We start from the raw sequence: 23,036 nt of genomic DNA, 5'->3' as shown, positions 1-23,036 counted from the left end.
ATCCGCACCGGCGCGCCGCCCGGCATCCGGCATTCCACTGACAAACCGGGGATTTACGCGGTGACGGTGACCCTGGAGCCGGTGCGGTGCTTGGTCAGGCGGAGCTGGGCGGGGATGCGGGTGCGCAGCTCGGCCACGTGGCTGACGATGCCGACGGCGCGACCGCCGTCGCGCAGGGCGTCCAGGACGTCCATGACCTCGTCGAGGGTCTCTTCGTCGAGGGTGCCGAACCCCTCGTCGACGAAGAGGGTGTTGATCTCGGTGCCGCCCGCCTCGGCGGTGACGACGTCGGCCAGCCCGAGGGCCAGGGCCAGCGAGGTGATGAAGGACTCGCCCCCGGACAGGGTGACGGGGTCGCGCTCCTGGCCGGTCCAGGCGTCGACCACGCGCAGGCCGAGACCGCCGCTGCCGCCCCGGCGGTCGCCCGCCGCCTTGTCGGTGGTGTGCAGCAGGGCGTAGCGGCCCGCCGACATGCGGGCCAGGCGTTCGTTGGCCGCCGCGACGACCTGCTCCAGGCGCGCCGCCAGCACGTAGGCCGACAGGCGCATGCTGAGCCGGTTGTCGGGCGACTGTCCCGAGGCCAGGCCCGCCAGGCGGGCGGCGACGGTGTGGCGCTCGGCGGCGGGACGCCAGGCGCTCAGGGCGGCGGCCAGGTCGGCGCGCAGCTCGGCGAGGCGGGTGCGGCGGTGCCGGGCCCGGTCGGACGCGGAGGCCGAGCGGGTGTGCGCGTGGTCGGCGGCGGCCAGCGCGGATTCGAGGGCGGGCAGGTCGGGCGGCGGCTCGGCGGCCGCCGCCGTCACCTCGGGGTCGGTGAGGATCGAGCGGAGCGCGGCCTCCTCGTCCTCGAACCGGCGGGCGCGGTCGCGCAGCCGGGCCTGGTCCTCGTCGTCGAGCGCGGCCCCCGACACCTCGTCGGGGGTGCGGAACCCCTCGGCGGCGGCCGCTGCGGCGGCGCTCGCGCGGGCGGCGGCCAGCTCCTCGGCGGCGCGTCCGGACTCGCGCAGCGCCTCCAGCGCCTCGGCCAGCGCGTCGGCCTCGCGGGCCAGGCGGTCGACCCGGGCCTCCAGGCTGGGGTCGTCGCCACGGGCCTCGTCGAGCTCGGCGCGGAGCCGGTCGCGCTCGGCGGCCAGCTCGCCGTCGCGCGCGCGGATCTCGGTGAGGGCGCGGGTGATCTCGTCGTGGCGGGAACGGTGCCGCTCGTGGTCGAGCTCGGCGCGGCCCAGCTCCTGCTCGTGGCGCTCGGCCTCGGCGGCGGCGCCGTCGAGGTCGGCCAGGGCCCTCTCGGCGGCGGACAGCGCGGCGGCGAGCGCGGACACCGGCTCCTCCCCGGCGGTCTCCAGGGCCGCGTCGCGCTCGGCGCGCAGCGACTCGACGCGTCCGGCGGCGTCCTCGCGGTCGCTCTGGGCGCGGTCGTAGTCGGCGGCGGCCCGGTCCTCGTCGTCGTCACCGGGGATCAGGCCGAGGGACGCGGCGGGCGTGGGGTGCTCGGGCGAGCCGCAGACCCGGCAGGGCTCGCCGGGCTCCAGGTCTTCGGCCAGGGCGGCGGCCATGCCTTCGAGGCGGGCCTGCCGCAGCTCCTGGAAGCGGTCGCGGGCCTGCTGGGCGTCGTCGACCGCCTGGCGCAGCGCGTCCTCGGCGTCGGCCAGGCCGCGGGTGACGACCTCGCGGCGCTCGGCGGCGGCGAGGCGGCGGGCGGCGTCCTGGACGTCGGACTCGGCGCCCGAGCGGCCCGCGGCGGCGAGCCGCGCCGACTCCAGGTGACCGCGCAGCTCGGCGACGCGGGCGGGCAGCTCGTCGAGAGCGGCCGCGACACGCGCCTCTTCGGGGTCCAGGCGCCCGGCCTCGCGGGCGAGCGTCTCGCGTTCGGCCTCCAGCGCGCGCAGCCGCGCGGCGGTGCCGCGCCGGGACGCCAGGTTCGCGATCTCGTCGCGCCGGGAGCGCTCGGACTTGGCCAGCACGTCCTCCGAGGCGCCCGGCGGGACGAGCGGGCCCACGCGCGAGCGCGTCTCCTCGGCCCAGCGCTGGGCCTGGCGGGCGCGGGCTGCGCGTTCCTCGACGGCCCGGATCAGCGGGACGACCCGGTCGGCGCGGGCGGCGGCGTCGAGGCGGGCGGCCAGGTCGGAGCGCTCGTCCGCGCGGGCGCGCAGCGCCTCGCGGCGGTGCAGGGCGTCCTGGCGGCGGGCCTGGAGCCGGGCGAGGGACCGTCCGGTCTCCAGGGCGGCGCGGGCGGCGGCGAGCGCCTCCCCGGCCTCGGCGCGCCGGGCGGCGGCGGCCTCGTCGATCGCGGCGTGCTGCCCGGCCAGCTCGGCGGCCCAGGCGGGCAGGACGGCGACGGAGTCGGGCGCGTCCTCGCTGATCTCCGGGACGGCGGCGCCGGTGGTCTCGGCCACCCGCCCGGCCACGGCCCCCGCGGCGTCGCGCAGGTCGCCCGCCTCGCGGCGGGTCGCGGCGCGGCGGTCGGCGAGCCACTTCTCGACCTGGGTGAAGACCTCGGTGGCGAACAGCCGCTCCAGCACCTTGCGGCGCTCGTCGGCACCCGCGCGCAGGAAGCTCGCGAACTCGCCCTGGGGCAGCATCGCCACCTGGGTGAACTGGGCGGCGGTCATGCCCAGCAGGCGGCCGATCAGATCGCCCGCCTCGTCCAGCCGGGTGGACAGGCCGACCCAGGCGCCGTGCTCGAACTCCTCCAGGACGACCCGGGCCTGCTCGGTGGTCGTGCCGGTGCCGCGCTTCTTGGGGCGCTCCCAGGCGGGCGAGCGGGTCACGCGCAGGCGGCGGCCCCGGACGGTCGCCTCCAGCGTCACCTCGGGCCCGGTCTCCGGGCGCGCGTGGTCGCTGCGCAGCCCCTTGACGGCGTTGCGGACGCCGGGCACCTGGCCGTAGAGGGCGAAGCACACCGCGTCCAGGACGCTGGTCTTGCCCGCGCCCGTCGGGCCCTGGATCAGGAACAGCCCGGCGTCCGAGAGCGCGTCGAAGTCGATCTCCTCGGTGCCGGAGAAGGGGCCGAACGCGGTGACGGTGAGCCGGTGCAGCCTCATGCCAGGGCCTCCTTCTGGCGGCACGCCTCGAACGCCTGGTGCAGCAGCGCGCGCTCGGCCTCGTCCGCCCCGGCCCCGGAGACCTCGGCGACGAAGTCGCCCGCGATGTCGAGCTCGCCCCGCTCGCGGACCCGCTCGGACCAGGACCGGGTCTGGCGGCCGTGCCCGTCTTCGGGCTCGAAGCCGAGGACCAGCGCGTGGGGGAAGCGGCGGCGCACGCGCTCCATGGCCCCGTCCGGGCGCCGCGCGTCGGTCAGCGTCACCTGGAGCCAGCTGCTCTCGTGCCTGTCCAGCGCCGGGTCGTCGAGCAGGTCGTCCAGGCGTCCCCGGATCCGTCCCAGCCGGCGCGGGACGGGAGCCTCGACGAACTCGGCGGACAGCGCGCCGTCGCGCAGGTCGACCAGCCAGGAGCCCTTGAGGTGCCGCTCCTCGGAGAACGAGTAGGCCAGCGGCGACCCCGAGTAGCGGACGCGGTCGGTCATGCGCTGGCGCCCGTGCAGGTGCCCGAGCGCCACGTAGTCGATGCCCTCGAAGACCGACGCCGGGACGTGGACGGCGCCGCCCACGGAGATGTCGCGCTCGCTGTCGCTGGCCTCGCCGCCGCTGACGAACGCGTGGGCCAGCACGACCGAGCGCAGCCCGGCGCGCGCGGCGTGGTCGGCGCGGACCCGCCGGACGGCCTCGGTGAGCGCGGCGGCGTGGCTGCGTTCGGGGAGGTCCCAGGGGTGGCGGACGAGCTCGGGCTCCAGGTAGGGGATGCCGTAGATCGCGGCGTCGCCGACGATGACCGGCTCCCCGACCCTGGCCGGGTCGGTGCGCAGGTGCACGCCGGAGGCGTCCATGAGCCCCGAGCCGAAGCCCAGGCGGCGGGCCGAGTCGTGGTTGCCCGCGATGAGCACCACCCGGGTCAGCGCGCCGAGCCGCTCGAGCGCCTCGTTGCACAGCCGGACCGCGTCGACGGCGGGCAGCGCGCGGTCGTAGACGTCGCCCGAGACAAGCACGCAGTCGACCCGCTCCGCACGCACGGTCTCGACCAGGTGGTCGACGAAGTCGGCCTGGGCGCGCAGGAGGTCTTCGCGATGGAACGACCTGCCCAGATGCCAGTCGGAGGTGTGGAGAAGTCGCATGTCGCCGCCACCCTAGGCACGGGCACCGTCACATCCGGCGCAGAAACGCCGACATGCCCCAGATCATCTCTGGTTAACTATGGCCAAATGCCCAGAGAAGACCTCGAATCGCTCTCCGGTGCGTGGCGGCAGACCGCCGCCGACCTGCGCGGCGCCGCCGAATCGGGCGATCCCCAAGCGGGCGTCGAGTACGCCAGGCGGCTGCTGGCCGAAGGCGACGTCGACGGCGCGCTCCCGTGGCTGGAGGCCGCCGCTCTGGAGGGCGACGCGTTCGCCGCGCGCACCCTGGCGGTCACCATGCGCGACCGGGGCGCCTACGAGCGGGCCGAGCGCTGGTACCGCGCCGCCGCCGACGAGGACGGCGAGTGCGCGTTCGGGCTCGCGCGGCTGCTGGAGAAGGCGGGCATGCTGGCCGAGGCGTCCCAGTGGTACGAGAAGGGCGCGGCGCTGGGCGACCTGCACGCCACGACCAACGGCGCGCTGCTGCTGGCCCGGCGCGGGATGCGCGAGGAGGCCGCCGAGCTCCTGCTGGAGGCCCGGCGGCGGGGCGACGCGGTGGCGGGCCACGCGCTCGACCGGATCGAGGAGCTCCAGGACGACCTGCGCGACCGCGCCCGGCGCGTCGACGAGGCCGCCGGCACCCGTGACCCCTACGAGGCGCTCGACGTCATCCACGACCTCGACGAGGACACCGCGGTCTTCCGCGACTACCCGTGGCTGCTGGACGGCGCGCTCGCGCTCTACGACCAGGCCGCCCAGATCACCGGCAACGACCAGCCGCTGGTGTGGAAGGCGCTGCTGCTCGACAAGCTGGAGCTGTGGGACGAGGCCCGCCGCCTGCTGGAGTCGGTGGCCGAGCGCTTCCCGACCCGGTCGGCGGCACCGTACGTCCTGGGGGTGCTCCATCGCGAGCGCGGCCATCTGGACGAGGCCGAGCGCTGGCTGCGCGTGGGCGCGGGCCTGAACGACCCGGGCTCGCAGTGGAACCTCGCGGCGCTGATGCTGCGCCAGCGGCGCCTGGACGAGGCCGAGCGCTGGTTCGCGTCCTACCGCGAGCGGCCGGGCGACGGCGGCAACGACGTCGAGAGCGCCCTGGACCGCGTGGACGAGCTGCGCCGCGTCCCCGACAACGCGCTGGACCCGGCCGACGACCTGCGCCTGCCGGGCCTGCGCGCCGCCGCCCAGGCGGGCAGCACGGTGGCCGCGCTGGAGCTGGCCCGGCTGCTGAGGATCGCGCGGGCACTGCCGGAGGCCGCGCACTGGTACCTGGTGGCATCCCGGGCCGGGGCGGCGGGCGCCGAGGTGGAGCTCGGCGAGATGCTCTACGACCTGGGCGAGGCCCTGTCCCGCCATGTGATCCACCGCTTCCTGCCGTCGGCCGAGGCCGCCTACGAGCGCGCCTACGCCGCCGCGTTCGCCGACCCGGCCGACGTGGCGCTGATCGAGCGGGTCGGCCGCCTGTACCTGGAGATGGACGACGACTTCCGCGCCGGGGCGTGGCTGCGGCGCGCCGCCAGGCTCGGCCACGGCGACGCCGCCTGGTGGGCGGGACGCCGCTCGGAGGCGTCCGGCGACCCCCAGGAGGCCGAGCGCATGTGGGCGCTGGCGGCCTACCACGGTGTCGCGCAGGCCGGGTGGCTGGCCGGGCGCAGCATGGTGCGGCGCGGAGCGCACACCGAGGCCGAGCCGCTGCTGCGGCTGGCGTGGGCGGGCCGCGAGGAGCAGGAGCAGCTGCACGAGGCGGCGTACTGGATGGGCCTGTCGCTGCGCGGGCAGGGACGGCTGGACGAGGCGGCGGGCTGGCTGCGCACGGCCGTGGCGGTGCACGCGCACGTCCGCAAGGGCTACGAGGCGCTGTCGGAGCCCGCGCCGTTCGACCCCGAGGAGGGCCTGGCGGACGTCCTGTCGGCGATGGACCGCGACAACGACGCCACACCGGTCACTTAAGGTGGCCCTGTGCGACCCTATGTGCTTCTGAGCTGCGCGATGTCGGTCGACGGATACATCGACGACACCGGTGGCGAGCGACTGCGGCTGTCCACCCCCGCCGACTTCGACCGCGTCGACAGCGTGCGCGCGGGCTGCGACGCCATCCTGGTCGGCGCGGGCACCGTCCGGCAGGACGACCCCAAGCTGCTCATCCGCTCGCCCACGCGCCGCGAGCAGCGCGCCGCCCGGGGCCTGCCGCCCGACCTGACGAAGGTGACGCTCACCGCGGGCGGGGTCCTCGACCCCGACGCCCGCTTCTTCACCACCGGCGAGTCGCCCAAGCTCGTCTACACCGGCTCGGGCACCGCCCCCGAACTGGCCGTCCGGCTGGACGGCCGCGCCGAGGTGATCGACGCGGGCGACCCGGTCACGCTCCCCACGGTCCTGGGCGATCTGGCCGCCCGGGGTGTCCGGCGGCTGATGGTCGAGGGCGGGGGCGGGATGCACACCCGCTTCCTGGCCGAGGGCCTGGCCGACGAGCTCCAGCTCGTCGTGGCCCCCTTCCTCATCGGCGACCCCTCGGCCCCCCGCTTCGTGGGCTCGGGCGTCTTCCCCCAATCGCCGTCCCACCCCATGCGCCTGGCCGAGCTCACCCGCATCGGCGACCTGGCCCTCCTGCGCTACGTGGCCGTCGGCACCCGTGGCTGAGGCCCGGCGTCCGCGAGCGCGCCCGGATGACGCACGGTGGTCGGCGTGTGAGCGGGCCGGGCTCGTTCGCACCGGTGGGTGGCGGCGCGATCGTTCGGGAGGCGCTCGTGGATGACGCGCGGTGGCTGGGGCTGGCGTGTGATCTGGCGCTGGAGTGCCCGCCGTCGCGGACGGCGTTCTCGGTGGGGGCGGTGATCGTGGACGCGGACGGCCGGGAGCTGGCGCGGGGGTTCTCACGGCGCGACGATCCGCTCGACCATGCCGAGGAGGCGGCGCTCGCCGGGCTGGCGGATCGGGACGGGCTGGCGGGGGCGACTCTCTACAGCTCGCTGGAACCGTGCGGGGAGCGCGCGTCGCGGCCCAGAACGTGCTCGGAGCTGATCGTCGCGGCCGGGATCGGGCGGGTGGTGTTCGCCTGGCGCGAGCCCTCGCTGTTCGTCGAGGGACGGGGCGCCGAGCTGCTGCGAAGTCATGGCGTCGAGCTCGTGGAACTGCCCGGGCTCGCCGAGCGGGCCCGGCGGCCCAACGCGCATCTGCTGGGCTGAGGCCCTTGCCAAGCGGCGCGGGTCCGGCGATGCTGGGTGACCAAGCAAGCATTCGGTCAAGATTGCGGGGACTGCGGCATGCGCGAGCACGACCGGCTCTTCATCGGCGGCCAGTGGGCGGACCCGGCCGGGACCGGGACGATCGAGGTCGTGTCACCCCACACCGAGGAGGTCGTCGGGCGGGTGCCGGACGGTACCGAGGCCGACATGGACGCCGCCGTCGACGCCGCGCGCCGGGCGTTCGACGGCGGCCCCTGGCCGAGGATGACCCCCGCCGAGCGCGCCGAGGTGCTCGGCCGGCTGTCGGCGATCTACGCCGAGCGGCAGCAGTCGATGGCCGACCTGGTCACCGAGGAGATGGGCTCGCCCATCCTGTTCTCGATCTTCGGGCAGGCCGCGCTGCCGCAGATGGTGCTCCAGTACTACGTCGACCTGGCCGCGTCGTTCACCTGGGAGGACGAGCGGGCGGGGATGCTCGGCCCGGTCACCGTCACCCGGGAGCCGATCGGGGTCGTCGCCGCGATCTACCCGTGGAACGTCCCGCAGTTCACGCTCATGCTGAAGCTGGCGCCCGCGCTCGTCGCGGGCTGCACGGTCGTGGCCAAACCCTCCCCCGAGGCGCCGCTGGACGCCTACCTGCTGGCCGAGTGGGCGCGCGAGGCGGGCCTGCCGGACGGCGTGCTCAACATCGTCCCCGCCGGACGCGAGGCGGGGGCGTACCTGGTCGCGCACCCGGGCGTCGACAAGGTCGCCTTCACCGGCTCGACCGCCGCCGGACGCAGCATCGGCGCGGTCTGCGGGCAACGGCTGCGGCCCGTGACGCTGGAGCTGGGCGGCAAGTCCGCGGCCATCATCCTGGAGGACGCCGACCTGGCCGCGACCGTCGAGGGCCTGAAGATGGCCGCGCTGATGAACAACGGCGAGGCGTGCGCCGCGCAGACCCGGATCCTGGCGCCGCGCTCGCGCTACGACGAGGTCGCCGGCGCCCTGGCGGCGATGGTGGGCGATCTGGTCGTGGGCGACCCCGCCGACTACGGCACCGAGATCGGGCCGATGGCGGCGCGGCGGCAGCGCGAGCGGGTGGAGGGCTACATCCGGATCGGCCGGGACGAGGGCGCCACGCTCCTCACCGGCGGCCTCGACCGCCCGCACGACCGGGGCTGGTACGTGGCGCCCACCCTGTTCGGCGACGTGTCGAACAAGATGCGGATCGCCCGCGAGGAGATCTTCGGCCCGGTGCTGGCGCTGATCCCCTACGACGGCGAGGACGACGCCGTCCGCATCGCCAACGACAGCGACTACGGCCTCGGCGGCTCGGTGTGGACGGCCGACGTCGCGCACGGCGTCGAGGTGGCCCGGCGCATCAGGACCGGCAGCTGCGGCGTCAACCTGTACGTGCTCGACCCGAACACCCCGTTCGGCGGGTACAAGGACAGTGGCCTGGGCCGCGAGCTGGGGCCCGAGGGCCTGACCGCCTACCTGGAGCACAAGGCGATCCCCCGTCCCGCGTGACCCGTCAGCCCGGCCCGAACAGCTCAGATCAGGGCGGCGACCGTCCACCCGTGGCGGGTCCGGCAGGCTTGGACGACTTCGGGGTCGGGCACGCCGGTCACCAGCAGGCGTACCCGGGGCCCGTCGAGGGCGGGGTGGTCGTAGGCGAGCGCGCGCAGCGCGTCCGGCGTCACGACCGCCATGGTCGCGCCGTGCGCGCGGACGCTCTCCAGCAGGGCGGGCACGCCGGAGTCGGCGACGCCGACGAAGGTCGCGCCCTGGGTGAGGCACAGGTCCATCAGCCCGATCGCGGTGAGCGGCGAGCAGTCGCCGGGCGCGCAGGCCAGCACGTCGCCCTCGCCGATGCCCGCCAGCCCGCCGAGCCGGTACAGGTCGGCCAGCCGGTCGGCATGGGTGATCTCGGCGGGCGGTTCCCACAGCCGCAGGGCCAGGTCGTTGAGCGGGTCGACCGTGTGGCCTGGCTCGGGCGGACGGGCGGGGCCGCCCTCCACCAGCCGGGCGAACGGGGTCGCGCCCGGCAGGTCGCCGAACGCGAAGACCTGCCGGACGTACGAGCGCTCCACCGCCGCCAGCGACGCGGCCGCCTGCGCGCCGCCGGTCAGCAGGAAGCGGGCGCCGCTCTCGCTCATCATGCGTGACAGCTCGTCCACCGGGGCGCCCCTGGGCAGCGGTGCGGGGACGGCGCCGACCGCCGTCACGGCGTGCAGGGCCAGCGCCAGGTCGCACACGCCGGACAGGTGGATGGCGCCGACGTCCCCCGGCAGCACGCCGTGCCTGCCCAGGCCCGCGGCGGCGGCCGGCACCACGGCGGCGAAGGTGGAGAAGGCGAGCTCGCGCCCGCCGTCCACCAGCGCGGCGCGCTCGCCGCGCCGGACGGCGCCCTCCTGGACCGAGGCGACGACGGCCCGGGTCACCGTGGTGTCGGAAACGGCCGAGTGGCCGAGGTCTCCGTCGAACATGCGCCGACGGTACGCCGCGCGGACCCGGCGCCACATCCGCAGAAGTGTGTAGCCGGATGTGTAGCTCAAGACCCCAGCCCGGCCCGCTCCAGCAGGGCGCGGCGCAGCACCCGCCCGCTGGGCGAGCGGGGGATCATGTCGACGACGTGGACGGCCAGCACACCGGCGAACGGGCGCGCGTGGCCGTTGATGTAGTCCAGCAGCTCGGCGGCGTCGGCCGGCTCGGCCAGCACGGCGAACGCGTGCGGCGCCAGGCCCAGCTCGGCGTCGGGGACGGGCACCAGCACCGCCTCGCTGACCGCCGGGTGCGCCGACAGGACGGCGTCGGGCTCGGCGGGCGGCTCCGGGGCGGCCGAGTCGAGACGGCCGAGGATGTAGACGCGCCCGTGCTCGTCGGCGAAGGCGGAGTCGCCGGTGGGCAGCCACCGGATGTGGCCGGGCGCGGCGTCGGCGCCGGCCGGGAGCCGCACGCACAGCTCGCCGCCCTGGTAGGCGGGCTGGTCGGTGCCGCGCGCGATGTCGATCACGCGCCAGGACAGGCCCGACAGGCCGCGGCCGACCGAGTCGAGCGTGCCCTCCTCGGCGGCGCGCAGGTTCACATGGGTGAGGCCCGCGGCCTCGGCCAGGCCGTACGCCTGCCGGACGGGGCAGCCGATCCGGGCGGCGCAGGCGCGGGCCGCCTCGGCCCGGAGCGGACCGCCGGTGGAGACGATCGTGCGCAGCGACCGCAGCCGGTAGCGCGGGACGGCCCGGTCGTAGGCCAGCGTCTCCACCAGGCGGGGGGCGAGCAGCGCGGCGGTCACCCGGTGGTCCTGGAGGGCGCGCAGCAGGTCGTGGCGTCCGGCCGAGGCGCAGGTGACGACCGTGGCGCCCAGCCGCAGCGCCGCGTTGAGCAGCCCGTTCATCCCGAGCACATCGGCGGACGACACGGCGGTCAGCGCGGTGTCGGACGGCCCGAGCAGCCCCGCCTCGGCGGCGCGTATCAGGGCCGAGGCGACCTCGGCGTGGGAGAGCGGGACGAGCCTGGCCGGGCCGGACGACCCCCGCGTGCACGCCAGCAGCGCCGTGGCCGACTGCGGGTCGAGCCCGATATCGGGGGCGGCTCCCCCGGCCAGCAGGGACGAGAACGGTTCGACGTCGGGCTCGTCGCCGAAGCACACGACCCGGTCGACGCCCGCGCCCTTGGCCGCCTCCTGCGCCACGTCCAGGACCACGGGCCACGTGATGAGCATCCGGGCCCCGGCCTCGGCCAGCAGGCGGGTGAGCTCGGTGCCGGGGAGCGTGGCGCGCAGCGGCAGCGCGACGGCGCCCGCCGCCATGACGGCGTGCAGGGCGATGACGTACTCGGGGCTGTCGGGGATGTGCAGCGCGACGACCGTTCCGGGGCCGACGCCCTCGCGGGCCAGCCCGGCCGCGGCCGATCCGACGGCCTCGCCGAGTTCGGCGTAGGTGTAGCCCCGTCCGGTGGTGGCGTCGACCACCGCCGGGCGCCCGTTCCGTTCGGGATCGGCGCCGACGGTCCCGAAGACCGCCTGGGTCACCGTCATCGGCGGAGCCGTGCCGACCGGTCCGGGTCCTATGGGGATCATGCCTGAACGTTAGGACGCCGTCGCCGCCCGCACATGCGCCGTAGTGTGCAGCCGGATGCGTATTCGACCCCGCGTGAATAATCGCGGGTGCGTACACATGTGGACGGCCGGCGGCTACGGCGGGCTCGGGTCGTCCTCCGGAAGGTTCTCCACGGCCCAGGCGGCGACCTGCGCCCGGGAGCCGAAGCCCAGCTTGGTGAGGATGTTGGTGACGTGCCGCGCGACCGTGGCCGGGCTGATCACCAGCTCCTCGGCGATGCCCCGGTTGCTCAGCCCGCGCGCGACCAGCCGGGCGATCTCCACCTCGCGCGCGGTCAGCGTGCTCGGCGGCGTCACGGGCGCGGCCGGGCCCGAGGGCTCGCGCGGCGCGGGGACGTCGGACGCGGCGGGCGGGTCGAGCGCGAACGTCACGGCGTCGTCGAGCGAGGTCGCCCGGCCCTCCCCCCACAGCTGCGCCACGGCCGGGTCGCCCAGGCGCCTGCGGATCGGCTTGAGGGTGCGCTCCATCCGGGCGCCGGTGCCCGAGTGGCGGCCGGTGGCGTCCCTGACCGCCGAGGCGGCCGCGGCCAGCACGACGGCGCGGCGCGGGTCGTCCTCACGGCACACCAGCTCGGCGAAGGTCTCCAGGGCGCGCGCCACGTCGATCCGGACGCCGGTGGAGCGGCTGAGCCGCAGCGACGCGGTGAGCGACGCCCTGGCCTCGCGCAGGTCGTCGCGCTCCAGCGCGACCCGGCCGAGCCCCGCAAGCGCCCTGGCCAGGTCGGGACGGGCGCCGATCTCCTCCAGCACCGGCAGCGCCTCGGAGTAGTGGGCCCGCGCGGCCGCGGCGTCGCCGCGCAGCTCGCCCAGCCGCCCGAGCCCGATGAGCGCGTGGGCGGCGCCCCACAGCTGGCCGATCTCGCGCATCGTCGCCAGCCCCGCCTCCAGGGTCTCCTTGGCCTCGCGCAGGCGCCCCTCGCGCATCCGCAGGTAGCCCCGGGCGATACGCGAGTAGGCCCGATTCCACTCCTGGCCGGGCTCGCGGGCCAGCGCGTCGACCTCGTCCAGGCAGGCGTCGGCCTCCTCGGCGCGTCCCGCCCGGGTGTGCGACTCGGCCAGCGACACCAGCGCGCAGGCGGCCATGAAGTCGTCGCCCGCCTTGCGGCAGGCGTCCAGCGCGGCCTCGGCGAACTCGCCCGCGAGCGCGAACTCGCGGCCGCCGACGGCGAGCTGGGCGCGGCCCGCCAGCGCGGCGCCCCTGACCAGGTCGGGCAGGTGCCCGGCGCGGGCCAGGAACCGGTCGGTCCACTCCGACCACTCGGCGACCCGGCCGCGCACGATCCAGTACGTGCGCAGCGCGGTGCAGACCCGAAGCCCCTCCTCGGCGTCGCCCCGGTCGAGCGACCAGGACAGCACGGCGCGCACGTTGCCGAGCTCGGCGTCGTAGCGGCGGAACAGGGCCACCCGCTCGGCCCACGTGCCGGGCCGCTCAGCGATCGCGATCTCGCCGTCGCGCTCGGCGGCCTCCAGCACCGCCTCGCGCAGCCGGCTCCTGACCGGGTCGGACTCGCCCGCCACCGACAGCCGCTCGGCCGCGTACTGCCGGATGCTCTCCAGCATCCGGAACCGGGTCTCGCCCGCGACCTCGCCGCCGACGACGACCAGCGACTTGTCGACCAGCGCGGTCAACAGATCGAGGATCTCGCCGGGCGGCAGGTCGCGGTCGGCGCAGACGCGCTCGGCCTGGCCCATCGTCCAGCCGGAGAACACCGACAGGCGCCGCAGCAGCCGGCGCTCGTCGTCCGACAGCAGCTCGTGGCTCCAGTCGATCGCGGCGCGCAGCGTGCGCTGGCGCAGCGGCGCCGTCCGGTCGCCCGCGCTGAGCAGCCGGAACCGGTCGGCGAGCCGGTCGGCGATCTGCTCGACCGACAGCACCCTGACCCGGGCGGCGGCCAGCTCCAAGGCCAGCGGGACGCCGTCCAGCGCCCGCGTGACCTCCTCGACCGCGCCGGTCACCGTGAAGTCGGGCCGGACGGACCGCGCCCGCGCCACGAACAGGCGCGCCGCGTCGGCCGGGTCGAGCGGCGGGACGCGCCAGACGCACTCGCCCGCCATCCGCAGCGGTTCGCGGCTGGTCGCCAGCACCCGCAGCAGGGGGCAGCGGGCCAGCAGCAGCTCGGTGAGCGCGGCGCACTCGGCGACCAGGTGCTCGCAGTTGTCGAGCACCAGCAGCGTCGCGCGCGAGCGCAGGGCGTCGGCGATGATGTCGGCCAGGGGACGGCCGTCCTCCTCGGCGATGCCGAGCACGGCGGCCACGCGCCTGGCCACCGGCTCGGGAGGACCGTCGGACGGGACGTCGGCCAGCTCGATCAGCCACACACCGTCGGCGTAGTCGGGAAGCAGCTCGTGCGAGCTGTGCACGGCCAGCCGGGTCTTGCCGATGCCGCCGGCCCCGCACAGGGTGACGGCGCGCATGTTCGAAAGCAGACGGCGCAGGTCGGCCACGTCGCGCTCGCGGCCGACGAAGGCGTTGGGCTCGACGGGCAGGTTGGTCTTCGCAGCAGAGTTCACCGATGTCATGCGCCCACTAGGTTCGATTGTCAGGCCCGTGCATCCCGTGTCGTCCCTGTGAGTGTGCCATCGCGGTATGTGGACCGTCATGGTTTCCGCCGGGTGAAGTATCTCCCGGGCCTTTGCCGCGTCCCGGGCGCCGATTCCACGTTGCGGCCCGGGTGGCCGTACCGTAGTTCGCCGTGTCCCCCACCACCGGCAACGCGATCGACCCTACCGGCGCAGGCTCGGCCAGCTTCGACGACGTGCTGGTCGGCGAGGCGGTGCTGGGCGTCTACCGGCAGATGTTCGCCGCGCTGGCCCGCGACAGCGGCGCGGTGGTCGACGACCCCGAGCTGGTCGACGTCGCCGAGACGCTGCTGGCGGCGTTCGCCGACGCGGGCGAGGAGGGGCTGAGCCGCGAGCAGATGCGCTATGTCTGCCGGGGCTACCCCGCCGAGGTCTTCGAGAACCGGCTGCGGGTGCTGAAGGGCCTGGGCGCGGTCCGCGAGGTGTTCCCCAAGCCCAACCAGCTGCGGTACCGGGCCTCGTTCACCAGCGTGGTCGGGCTGATGTTCGTCCGGCGGATGATGCTGGACGGCGGGCAGAGCGAGATGCACCGGCTGCTGGCGCTGGAGCAGCTGAACGTGGCCGACCCCCGGATGACGCCGGGCCAGGCCCGCGACGGCGCCGACGGCCTGGCCCGGGCGTTCCGGCTGTGGAGCGTGGAGCTGCTCACGCTGACCAACGGGACGATCGAGGAGCTGCGCGAGCAGGCGCCCAAGCTGTGGGGCACCGAAGAACTGCTGCTGCGCGCCGAGCGGCTGCACGGGGCGATCCTGCGGCGCTGGCCCGAGCTCGACCGCACCTGCACCGACCTGCGCGCGGCCATCTACGCCTACGGCGACGCGTCGCGGCGGGCGGCGGCGCGCCTGTCGGACTCGGCGGGCACGACCCGCAACCTGACGCTGCTGCCGCCGGAGACCTGGCGCACCTTCGCCCGGACGGCCTCGCGCGACGAGCTGGCGGCCGTGCTCGACGGTTTCGTCTTCGACGCGGCGGCGCCCTGGCACGAGCCGTCGGCGGTGGTGACCGCCGTCGAGGACGGCCCGCGCGCGACGCCGCCCCGTCCCGCGCCGCCGCGCCCTTCGGTGCCCGACCCGGGCCTGTCGGACGACACCGGGACCGACGCCACGGCCGTCGAGCGGCTGCGCGAGGTCGCCGAGCACGTGCTGCGCGGCCGCGACCGGGTCGCGGTCGAGGAGGTCATCGACCACGACTGGGTGACGGCCAGGCGGCTGCTGGCCGACCTGTCGTCGGTGCATCTGCATCCCGAGCTGCCCTATCGGCTGGTCTGGTCGGACGGCCTGGCCGCCCGGCCCGGCGGCTCCCCGACCTGGGTCTCCCCCGGCGTGTTCGAGAGGACCGGCGCGTGAGCGGCGACGTCGAGCCGGGCGTGCTGGCCAGGGCGCGGGCGCGGGTGCTGGGCACGCCGTCGATCCCGGTGTCGGCGCCGGTCCCGGCCGGGATGGCGGCCGCGTCCGACGACGAGCGGGTCTGGCTCCTGCCCGTCTGGCCGGACGGCGCCACGCCGGCGGTGCTGGAGGAGTACGAGACCGCGCCGATGCCGCTGGACCGTCCCGGGCAGGCGCGCCGGGTGCTGGCGGCGGCGCTGCGCTGCTGCTGGACCCGGCTGGACGACGCGCCGTGGCCGGGCGAGCGGGCCTCGGTCGGCGACGTCCTCTCGGTTTACGGGGGCATGTCGCGCGGCGATCCCGAGCTGGCCCGGCGCTGGGCGACCGGCGAGCTGCGGCGGCTGGCCGACACGGGCTGGCTGCTGCTCGACGAGGAGGCGGGGACGGTGCGTCCCGGTCCCAGGGTCGCGCTGTGGGCCGAGGAGTCGCTGGCGTCGCTGCGCGACCTCCTGCGCCGCCTCCCCGAACCGGGGGCCGGCGATGAATGAGATCTTCGAGCCGCTGCTGCGCTCGTACGACGAGAAGCGCCGCGCCGAGCTGGTGGCCGCGTTCATGGCGGTCGAGCACGCCGCCGAGCCCGTCCCGGAGGTGCGGTTCCCCGCCCTGCGCGAGCCCGCGCTGCGGCGCACGCTGGAGGGGATGCTGGGCCTGGGCGGGCGCACGCTGGTGCGGTCGGGCGCCAAGGAGTGGACCTCGGGCTACCGCGACGACGTCGCCGCCGAACTGGGCGCCGACCCGTCCTGCGTGCTGCCCGCGGGCGACCGCGCCGTCCTGGTGCTGGTGCTGATCCACTCGGTGGCGATCCCGCGCGCCGCCGGGCTGCTGGCCGACGACACCTGGCAGTCGCCGCACCCGACGCCGCTGGAGGAGCTGCGCCGCCGGTCGCAGCTGCCGATCGGCGAGCTGGAGTCCGCGCTGCGGCGGCTGCGCACGGCCGGGCTGGTGGCGCAGGTCAAGGCCGCCGCCGAGGAGGCGGGCGGGTTCGTCCCTGGCCCGCAGTTCCACCGGCTGACCGGCGGGGCGCGCCGCCGCCTCCAGGAGCAGCTGATCCTGGCCGCCGGTCCCGACTCACCGCTCGCGGCGGCGATCCGCGCGCGCCGCCGCAGCCGTTCGCACGACACTGGGGAGACCACATGACGGCCGTTCTCGAACCTCTGGTGCCGGGTCCCGCGCCCCGTATGGGCGGCGACTCCGAGAACGTCGTCGGCGACCGGACGCTCGTGGCCGTCCAGGCGGTCAACATCTCGCGGCTGTCGACCCATCCGGTGCCGACCGTCCCCGGGACGCTGATCGTGGTGGCCGGGCAGGGTCCCAAGGACTCCAACGGCGCCGGGAAGTCGTCGTTCATCGCCGCGATCACCGCGCTGCTGGGCGACGAGCAGTGGCGCTTCGCCTCGGGCGCGCGGGCGGTGGCCGAGCTGCTGTTCAACGCCGAACTGGCCGCGCAGGGCGAGAACCAGTGGTCCAGCGCCGACCACGGCTACATCATCGGGGTCTTCGACCATCAGGACGGCACCGGCGAGGACGCGGTGACGGTCTGGCTGCGGGTGAACGTCGACGCGCCGCACCTGGAGATCCGCTGGCGCTCGGGGGTGTACCTGGCCTCGGCGCCCTCGGAGGCCGAGCGGGTGGAGGCGTCCGACCGGCTGTGGCACACGCTGCCGCGCAGCGCGGGCCGCCGCGACCTGGTCGCCAAGGACCTGGGACGCGTCCTGTACGGCGGTCAGGTGCGCTGCGTGTCGTTCCTGTCCACCTCGGTGCGATCGAAGGTCGCCACCAACCTGCTGTCGCAGCCGCTGAACGAGATCAGCCCGGAGCGGATCTTCAGCGCGATCGCCGCGCTCACCGGACTGGACCGCGAGCTGGAGGCCGAGCGCAAGTCGCGCGCCGAGGAGCACCGCGAGCGCGCCAAGGCCGCCGAGGCCCGCGAGCGGCTGGCCGAGTGGGAGACCGAGGCCGCCTCGCTGCTGAAGGCGTTCGACCGGCGCGACCGGGCCCGCGACGAGGTGGCGGCGGCGCTGCGCCACTGGCGGACGCGCCAGGCCAGGCTGCTGGTCGACGCCGCCGAGGCCGACGCCGCGCACGCCGCCGAGCAGGAGCGGCTGCACGCCGAGAACGAGGGCCTGGCCGCCGCCGTCGCCGCGGCCGTCAAGGAGGTCGAGCAGCTCACCGGCGGCGCCCTGGACGAGAAGCTGGCCGAGGCGGGCGCCGCGCTGGCCGACCTGAAGGGGCAGGCCGACAAGCTGGGCGCCGACAAGGCCGTGGCCCGCAACCGGATGGAGGAGCTGCGGCGCCGCGTCTCGGCACTGGAGGACCGGCGGCGCGAGGCCGACGGGCGCGACCGCGAGACCGCGCGGCGCGAGCTGGCCGAGACCGAGGCCCGGCGCGACGAGGCGCAGCAGGAGCTCGGGATGGCCAAGGGTGCGGTCGCGCGGGCCGAGCGCGACCTGGCCGCCGCCGAGGCCGGGGCGAGCAGCGCGCCCGCCCAGATCCACGCGCTGACCTCCGCCGGGGTCGCGGCGGTCGGGCTGCTGGACGCGGTCGAGCTGGCCGAGGACGTGCGCGACCGCTGGGAGGCGGCGCTGTGGCCCTTCCGCGAGGCCGTCGTGGTCGGGCCCGGCGATCTGGACGCCGCGTCCGGCGCGCTGCGCGAGCTTCCCGGGTCGATGATCGTCCCGGCGGACGGCGCGCTGGCCCCGGACGGCGACCCGCTCGACGGTCACCCCGAGGGCGTGCGGTGCGGGCTCCCGCTCGCGACGTTCTTCGCCGCCGTCGAGTCGGGCGAGCTCGGGGGCGTGATCGTCGTGGGCGGCTTCCCCGAGCCGGTGACGGGACGGGTCGCGCGCGTCCAGGCCGCGCGGGCCGCGCTGGAGACGGCCCGCGAGGCGGTGACCGGGGCCGAGCGGCGCACGGCCGACGCCGCGGCGGACGTCGCGCTGGCCGGGCGGCGGCTCGCCGGGGCCGAGGCGGCGGCCGAGCTCGACCGCGTCCGGGAGCGGACGGCCGAGCTGCGCGAGCGGCTGGAGGAGCTGGCGGGCAGCGAGGCCAAGCTGGGCCCGCGGCTGGGTTCGGCCGAGCAGACGCTGCGCCGGTTGCAGGCCAAGGCCGACACCCGCGCGCTGGAGGTCGACCGGCTGCGCGGGCGCCGCGAGGCGCACGAGCGCGAGCGCGACCAGGTCAGGGCCAGGGCGGCCGAGCTGGCCGACCGCCGTGCCGGGCTGGCCCTGACCGAACTGGAGAAGGAGTGGGGCGGCTCCCGCGAGGGCGCGGCCGAGTGGCTGGCGGCGCTCGACCAGGACGAGCGCACCTGGACGCCCGACGAGTGGTGGCACACCGCCGAGAAGCATCTGACCGAGGCGCTGCGCCGAGTCTTCCCCGAAGGCGAGGCGGGCGGTTCGGAGGACATGCCCGAGGAGATGCGGTTCCTGCTGCGCGAGCGGTCCGAGGGCGAGGGCCGCCGCACCGACCGCGAGCGCGCCACGTTCCCGCGCCTGGTCAAGGCGCTGGAGACGTTCCTGCGCCAGCAGGAGGACTACGAGCGCCACCAGCGGCGCCAGATCGAGGTGCAGCTCTCGGGCCGCCGCGCCGACCTGGAGAAGGCGCAGAAGGGCGCCGAGGAGTCGGCCGGTGCCGCCGAGGCGCACCGCACGGCGCTGACGGCCGCGATCCGGGCCCGGCTCCAGCGCGTCGCCGAGGAGTTCGAGAAGCTCGACGTCGCCTACGGCGGCTATGGCGCGACGCTGGAGTTCCCCACGCCCGAGCAGCCGGGCGACCCCGAGCAGGAGTGGCGCTGGCGCGTCACCCCCAAGTGGCGGCGCTCGGACGGGCAGCGGTACGTCCCCTACAACCGCCGCGCCAACACCGCGCTGATGGACGAGAAGGCGGTCAAGCTGGTCTGCGCGGCCGCGCTGGCCAGCTCGGGCGGCGGGCGGCTGTGCCTGGTCCTGGACGAGCTGGGCCGCAACCTCGGCAAGGAGCACCGCAAGGAGGCCGTCGCGCTGTTCCGCAAGATCGGCGAGACGCACGGGATCACGGTGATCGGCGCGCTCCAGGACGACATGGAGCCCTACGCGATCGACGCCTGCGGGCAGTACGTCAAGTTGCGCCGCACGTCGGACACCATGCCCTACAACGAGCCCCCGGTCGTGGTCGGCTACGACGAGCACGAGCCCCGCGTCCGGATGCTCGCCGAGCAGATCACCGCGTCCCGCCCGCCGGAGGACTGACCCCAACCTTCCGGGTCCGCGGCGCGTCAGATGATCGACTACTTCCACCGGGATGCATGGGCTGAGGATGCGCGCGAAGAAACTGCTCAAGGAGATCGAACCGCTGCCCTTCGGGGAGCGGTGCCGCCGCCTGGCCGACCTGCGCGACTCGCCCGATCTCGACCGCCTGCTGGACGAGCTGGGCGGCGGCGCGCACTACGAGCGTTCGATCGCGCTGTTCATCGCGGCCGCCGCACGGCACCGCGAGCACCTGGCGCGGGCGATGCGCGACCCCGACGCGGAGCTGGCGGCGCAGGCGATGGGACAGGCGGCCAAGTTCGGCGTCGCGCCCGAGGTCTTCGAGGCCGTGCTGGCCGACGCGCCCTCGGCCGTCCGGGCGGCGGCGTACGAGGGCGTCCACCGGTGGCGCCGGGCCGACGTGGCCGAGCGGCTGATCGGCCCGGCCGAGGAGACGGTGACGCTGCTCCCGGTCTGCGGCGAGCGGGTCGCTCGGGAGCGGCTCGCGCGCATGGCCCGGCTGGTCCGCAACTGGAAGTCCTTCGGCCACGCCCATCCGGGCGTCATGCTCGACCATGCCGAGAGCGTCCTGGCCGAGCTGCCCGACGCACAGAAGCAGATGTGGCTGGGACGGCACGGACCGGGCATCGCGGCCGCCGCCCGGCACGAGCCGTCGCGCGTGGTCGGCCTGCTGGAGCGCCACTGGACGATCACGGGCCTCCCGTTCGACCTGCACCCCCTGGTCGGCACGCTGCTCGACGCCGAGCCCGGCCGGATGCTCGCCCTCCTGCTCACGCCCGGCCACGAGCGGACGCTGCGCTCACTGCTGGGGGCCCGCGGCGTCCGCGACCGCGTCACCGCGCTCGGCGACGATGACCTCACCCGGGTCGCCCGCGCCACCGGGAACGACTCCGGCATGCTCCGGCTGCTGCTCAGCGCGTTCCCGCCCGGACGCCGCGAACGGGTCTTCGAGCTCGCGATGACCGGGGTCGACCGCACCGTGCTGGAGTTCGACGACGCGCTCCTCGACGTCCTGCCCCGAGCGGCCCGGCACCGCGAGGCGCGCCGGATGCTCGGGCTGCGCCGGGTGGCCGAGTCGCCCCGCCGGTCCCTGGAAGTCCTGGCCTTCCTCCCCTATGACGAGGCCGCGCCCGTCCTCGCGGAGGTCACCGGGCGGCAGGACGCCGACGACCGCGCCCTGGGCTACCGCCTGCTGATCGACTGCGCCGGGCGCGAGCGCGACCCCCGGGTGATCACCCGGCTGCTGGACTCGCTCGGACGTCTCCGCAACGAGCAGGACCCGGTCAGGATGCCCGCGATCGCCGCGCTGGCCCGCGTCCCGGACGGGTCGCTGCGCCCCGAGCACGGGCCCCGTCTCGAACGGATCGCCGACGACGCGATCAAGGCCCGCGACTGCTCGTGGAGCACCCGGCAGGAGCTGTCCGCGCTGGCGACGTCCGTCTGCCGGGAGGGCGCCGTGCTCGGCGACCCCGGGATGCTGGTGATGGGCCTGGAGATCATCCAGAAGCTCGCGGGGACCTGGGGCTCGCTCACCACGGGCCGCCTGGCCACGGTGCTGAGACGCGGCCAGGAGCACGAACTGGTGGCCCGGCTCGCGCCGTACCTCGCCAAGGCGCGGCGGCGCAACGACTACCGGCTGACGTTCCTGCTGGCCCGGGGGCTGGGCCGCCGGGCGCACGACGTGGAGGAGATCCAGAAGGGGCTGGAGGAGGCCGCCCTGTCCGCCCGCGACGACGGCGTGATCACCACGGCGACCGGATACTGGCTCGCCCCGCCGCGCACCCGCGCGGAGCGCGTGGGACGCCTGGTCGCCAAGGACCCCTCGGTCGCCACGCGGCACCAGGTCTTCGCGGTGATCGCCCGCGAGCGCACCGACCTGCTGCACCTGGTCCTGGACGGCCAACCGCCCGCGGGCCGGTTCTGGAAGCGCGACGTGGTCTACGTGCCCAGCCCCGAGCGCGTCTGGATGCGCCGCTGGACGGCCCGGCAGCGCGGCGACTACATCGCCCTGCTCCAGCTGCTGGCCGAGGACGCCGGGCAGACGCTCGCCGTCCGGGCCGACGCCGTGCGGGCCATCGGCCAGGTGCCGGGCGCCGGGTTCGAGGAGCTGCGCCCGTTCCTGCGCTCGCGCCGCTCCGGCGAGGACGCCGTCCTGCTGCGCCGGACGGCCCTGACCGCCGCGCCGTGGATCGCCACCCCGCAGGACGTCCTGCCCCTCCTCCTGGACGAGGCGGCCTCCGACGACGCGCACGTCGCGATGTACGCCGCCAGCCGCGCGGTCCGGTTCGTCCGCCCCTCGGCACTGGCCGAAGCCCTGGCCCCGGTGCTCACCGACGGCAAGATCACCGCCCGCAAAGAAGCCCTGCGCATCCTGCTGCGCGAACACGTCCCCAACGCGATGAACATCATCGCCGCCGCCTGGGACGAACCCAGCCAGCACCGCGACGTCCGCGCCGCCATCGCCTCAGCCCTACGCCCCCACCTCCACGACCCGACCGCCGAACGCATCCTGACCGAGGCCGCCCGCGCGGAACCCGGCATCGCGCGGCAGCTCCTCGGCTCCCGGCCCCTGGAGTTCGACGATCCGGCCCGCTACGCCGCGCTCGTGCTGCGCGTGGCCGGGTCCGACGACGTCCAGACCCGCGACGCGGCCCTGTGGGAGCTTCCGGTGTGGGCCTCGTGGTCGCCCGCGATCGCGCCGTTCCTCGCGGGCCTGGTCACCAATCTCGACGAGACCGCGAGCTGGGAGACCGCGCTGACCGCGCTGATCGGGTGCGCGGTCCACGGCGTCGGCACCGGCGTGCTGGCGGACGCCGCGTCCCGGCTCGCCGCGTCCCCGCCCCGCGAGGACGCCGAGCCCGAACGCGACCTGCCCGCGCTCCAGCGGCTCGAACGCCTCGCCGACGCCCTCGCCCAGGCCGCCCTGAACGCGACGGGCGACCGGGCGCGTCCCGCCCTGCGGGCGCTGTCCGGCCGCCTGCCCGAGCCCCTGGACGCCTGGCTGACCGCCGCCACGCTGCGGTGGGACGACGACGCCGCGGCCGCCCTGGACGCGCTGGCCGACCGTCCCCTCGGCGGCGTCCTGGCCACCGAGCGCGTCGCCGACGCCCTCAACTCCGACTACCTCGACGACTGGTCACTGCCCGACCCCGAGGACGTCCACCCGCACGCGACCCGCCTGGCCGCGCGCGGCGACCTGGCGGGCGGCCTGTTCGCCTGCGTCCTGACCGAACTCCACGGCGAGCGCGCGGGCTGGGACCGGGAGTGGCGCGAACTGCTCCGCGCGCTGCGCGCCCACCCGAACCCGGACGTCGCCTACCGCGCCCGAACCGTCCTCACCGCCTTGGAGTAGGCGGGCGCGCGGCAACCTTCCGCCCTCGC

14 protein-coding genes are annotated in these 23,036 nt (G+C 76.0%); 9 read left to right on the top strand and 5 right to left on the bottom strand.

The annotated features are described in order from the left end of the window. Nucleotides 1-53: 53 nt before the first annotated feature. Nucleotides 54-3,038 (bottom strand): AAA family ATPase, encoded by a 2,985-nt coding sequence (locus tag ACQPY4_RS15575; protein ID WP_433336855.1) that lies wholly within the window; start codon nucleotides 3,036-3,038, stop codon nucleotides 54-56. Continuing rightward, nucleotides 3,035-4,165: an exonuclease SbcCD subunit D gene (locus tag ACQPY4_RS15570; RefSeq protein ID WP_433336853.1), complete on the bottom strand. Its 1,131-nt coding sequence runs from the start codon at nucleotides 4,163-4,165 to the stop codon at nucleotides 3,035-3,037. The genes ACQPY4_RS15575 and ACQPY4_RS15570 overlap by 4 nt, the downstream gene beginning before the upstream one ends. Nucleotides 4,166-4,252: 87 nt before the next feature. Here ACQPY4_RS15570 and ACQPY4_RS15565 point away from each other — a divergent pair, with 87 nt between their 5' ends. From ACQPY4_RS15565 to ACQPY4_RS15550, 4 genes are all read left to right on the top strand, one after another. Then, nucleotides 4,253-6,112, top strand: a complete 1,860-nt coding sequence (locus tag ACQPY4_RS15565) for a hypothetical protein (RefSeq protein WP_433336851.1) — start codon at nucleotides 4,253-4,255, stop codon at nucleotides 6,110-6,112. A gap of 39 nt (nucleotides 6,113-6,151) precedes the next feature. Beyond that, a complete protein-coding gene (locus ACQPY4_RS15560) occupies nucleotides 6,152-6,802 on the top strand; it encodes a RibD family protein (RefSeq protein ID WP_433338930.1) in 651 nt (216 codons plus the stop codon). A gap of 107 nt (nucleotides 6,803-6,909) precedes the next feature. Further along, nucleotides 6,910-7,347: a dCMP deaminase gene (locus tag ACQPY4_RS15555; RefSeq protein WP_433336849.1), complete on the top strand. Its 438-nt coding sequence runs from the start codon at nucleotides 6,910-6,912 to the stop codon at nucleotides 7,345-7,347. Between the two features lie 78 nt (nucleotides 7,348-7,425). Then, complete coding sequence (locus ACQPY4_RS15550) at nucleotides 7,426-8,859, top strand: aldehyde dehydrogenase (protein WP_433336847.1); 1,434 nt, start codon at nucleotides 7,426-7,428, stop codon at nucleotides 8,857-8,859. A gap of 23 nt (nucleotides 8,860-8,882) precedes the next feature. Here the strand turns inward: ACQPY4_RS15550 and ACQPY4_RS15545 are convergent, their stop codons facing one another. The 3 genes from ACQPY4_RS15545 to ACQPY4_RS15535 all read right to left on the bottom strand — a co-directional run bounded on the left by ACQPY4_RS15545 (nucleotide 8,883) and on the right by ACQPY4_RS15535 (nucleotide 13,957). Continuing rightward, the gene (locus ACQPY4_RS15545) at nucleotides 8,883-9,818 is read right to left on the bottom strand and encodes an AMP-binding protein (RefSeq protein WP_433336845.1); all 936 of its coding nucleotides are present in this window, start codon (nucleotides 9,816-9,818) and stop codon (nucleotides 8,883-8,885) included. Between the two features lie 65 nt (nucleotides 9,819-9,883). Continuing rightward, nucleotides 9,884-11,407: an AMP-binding protein gene (locus ACQPY4_RS15540; protein ID WP_433336843.1), complete on the bottom strand. Its 1,524-nt coding sequence runs from the start codon at nucleotides 11,405-11,407 to the stop codon at nucleotides 9,884-9,886. Nucleotides 11,408-11,521: 114 nt separating this feature from the next. Further along, nucleotides 11,522-13,957: an ATP-binding protein gene (locus ACQPY4_RS15535; RefSeq protein ID WP_433336841.1), complete on the bottom strand. Its 2,436-nt coding sequence runs from the start codon at nucleotides 13,955-13,957 to the stop codon at nucleotides 11,522-11,524. A gap of 182 nt (nucleotides 13,958-14,139) precedes the next feature. Between ACQPY4_RS15535 and ACQPY4_RS15530 the strand changes: the two genes are divergently transcribed. The 5 genes from ACQPY4_RS15530 (at nucleotide 14,140) to ACQPY4_RS15510 (ending at nucleotide 23,007) form a co-directional block, all read left to right on the top strand. After that, nucleotides 14,140-15,372, top strand: a complete 1,233-nt coding sequence (locus tag ACQPY4_RS15530) for a hypothetical protein (RefSeq protein ID WP_433336839.1) — start codon at nucleotides 14,140-14,142, stop codon at nucleotides 15,370-15,372. Continuing rightward, complete coding sequence (locus tag ACQPY4_RS15525; protein WP_433336837.1) at nucleotides 15,369-15,899, top strand: hypothetical protein; 531 nt, start codon at nucleotides 15,369-15,371, stop codon at nucleotides 15,897-15,899. Before ACQPY4_RS15530 ends, ACQPY4_RS15525 begins: the two co-directional genes overlap by 4 nt. Further along, complete coding sequence (locus ACQPY4_RS15520) at nucleotides 15,892-16,548, top strand: hypothetical protein (protein ID WP_433336835.1); 657 nt, start codon at nucleotides 15,892-15,894, stop codon at nucleotides 16,546-16,548. Before ACQPY4_RS15525 ends, ACQPY4_RS15520 begins: the two co-directional genes overlap by 8 nt. Then, entirely contained in the window at nucleotides 16,545-19,637 is a 3,093-nt protein-coding gene (locus ACQPY4_RS15515) for a chromosome partitioning protein ParA (RefSeq protein WP_433336833.1), read from the top strand. The genes ACQPY4_RS15520 and ACQPY4_RS15515 overlap by 4 nt, the downstream gene beginning before the upstream one ends. Before the next feature lie 67 nt (nucleotides 19,638-19,704). After that, the gene (locus tag ACQPY4_RS15510; protein WP_433336831.1) at nucleotides 19,705-23,007 is read left to right on the top strand and encodes a hypothetical protein; all 3,303 of its coding nucleotides are present in this window, start codon (nucleotides 19,705-19,707) and stop codon (nucleotides 23,005-23,007) included. Nucleotides 23,008-23,036: the final 29 nt, after the last annotated feature.

This window comes from Spirillospora sp. CA-294931 (genome assembly GCF_050946795.1).
GTDB lineage: Bacteria > Actinomycetota > Actinomycetes > Streptosporangiales > Streptosporangiaceae > Spirillospora.
The sequence above is the reverse complement of the archived record's forward strand: the minus strand, read 5'-3'. Positions and strand labels throughout refer to the sequence as shown.

What these genes read in the sequence shown, in the direction of transcription:
- ACQPY4_RS15575 (WP_433336855.1), bottom strand. Translation starts at nt 3,038, where the DNA reads ATGAGGCTGCACCGGCTCACCGTCACCGCGTTCGGCCCCTTCTCCGGC.
- ACQPY4_RS15570 (WP_433336853.1), bottom strand. Translation starts at nt 4,165, where the DNA reads ATGCGACTTCTCCACACCTCCGACTGGCATCTGGGCAGGTCGTTCCAT.
- ACQPY4_RS15565 (WP_433336851.1), top strand. Translation starts at nt 4,253, where the DNA reads ATGCCCAGAGAAGACCTCGAATCGCTCTCCGGTGCGTGGCGGCAGACC.
- ACQPY4_RS15560 (WP_433338930.1), top strand. Translation starts at nt 6,152, where the DNA reads ATGTCGGTCGACGGATACATCGACGACACCGGTGGCGAGCGACTGCGG.
- ACQPY4_RS15550 (WP_433336847.1), top strand. Translation starts at nt 7,426, where the DNA reads ATGCGCGAGCACGACCGGCTCTTCATCGGCGGCCAGTGGGCGGACCCG.
- ACQPY4_RS15545 (WP_433336845.1), bottom strand. Translation starts at nt 9,818, where the DNA reads ATGTTCGACGGAGACCTCGGCCACTCGGCCGTTTCCGACACCACGGTG.
- ACQPY4_RS15540 (WP_433336843.1), bottom strand. Translation starts at nt 11,407, where the DNA reads ATGATCCCCATAGGACCCGGACCGGTCGGCACGGCTCCGCCGATGACG.
- ACQPY4_RS15520 (WP_433336835.1), top strand. Translation starts at nt 15,892, where the DNA reads ATGAATGAGATCTTCGAGCCGCTGCTGCGCTCGTACGACGAGAAGCGC.
- ACQPY4_RS15515 (WP_433336833.1), top strand. Translation starts at nt 16,545, where the DNA reads ATGACGGCCGTTCTCGAACCTCTGGTGCCGGGTCCCGCGCCCCGTATG.
- ACQPY4_RS15510 (WP_433336831.1), top strand. Translation starts at nt 19,705, where the DNA reads ATGCGCGCGAAGAAACTGCTCAAGGAGATCGAACCGCTGCCCTTCGGG.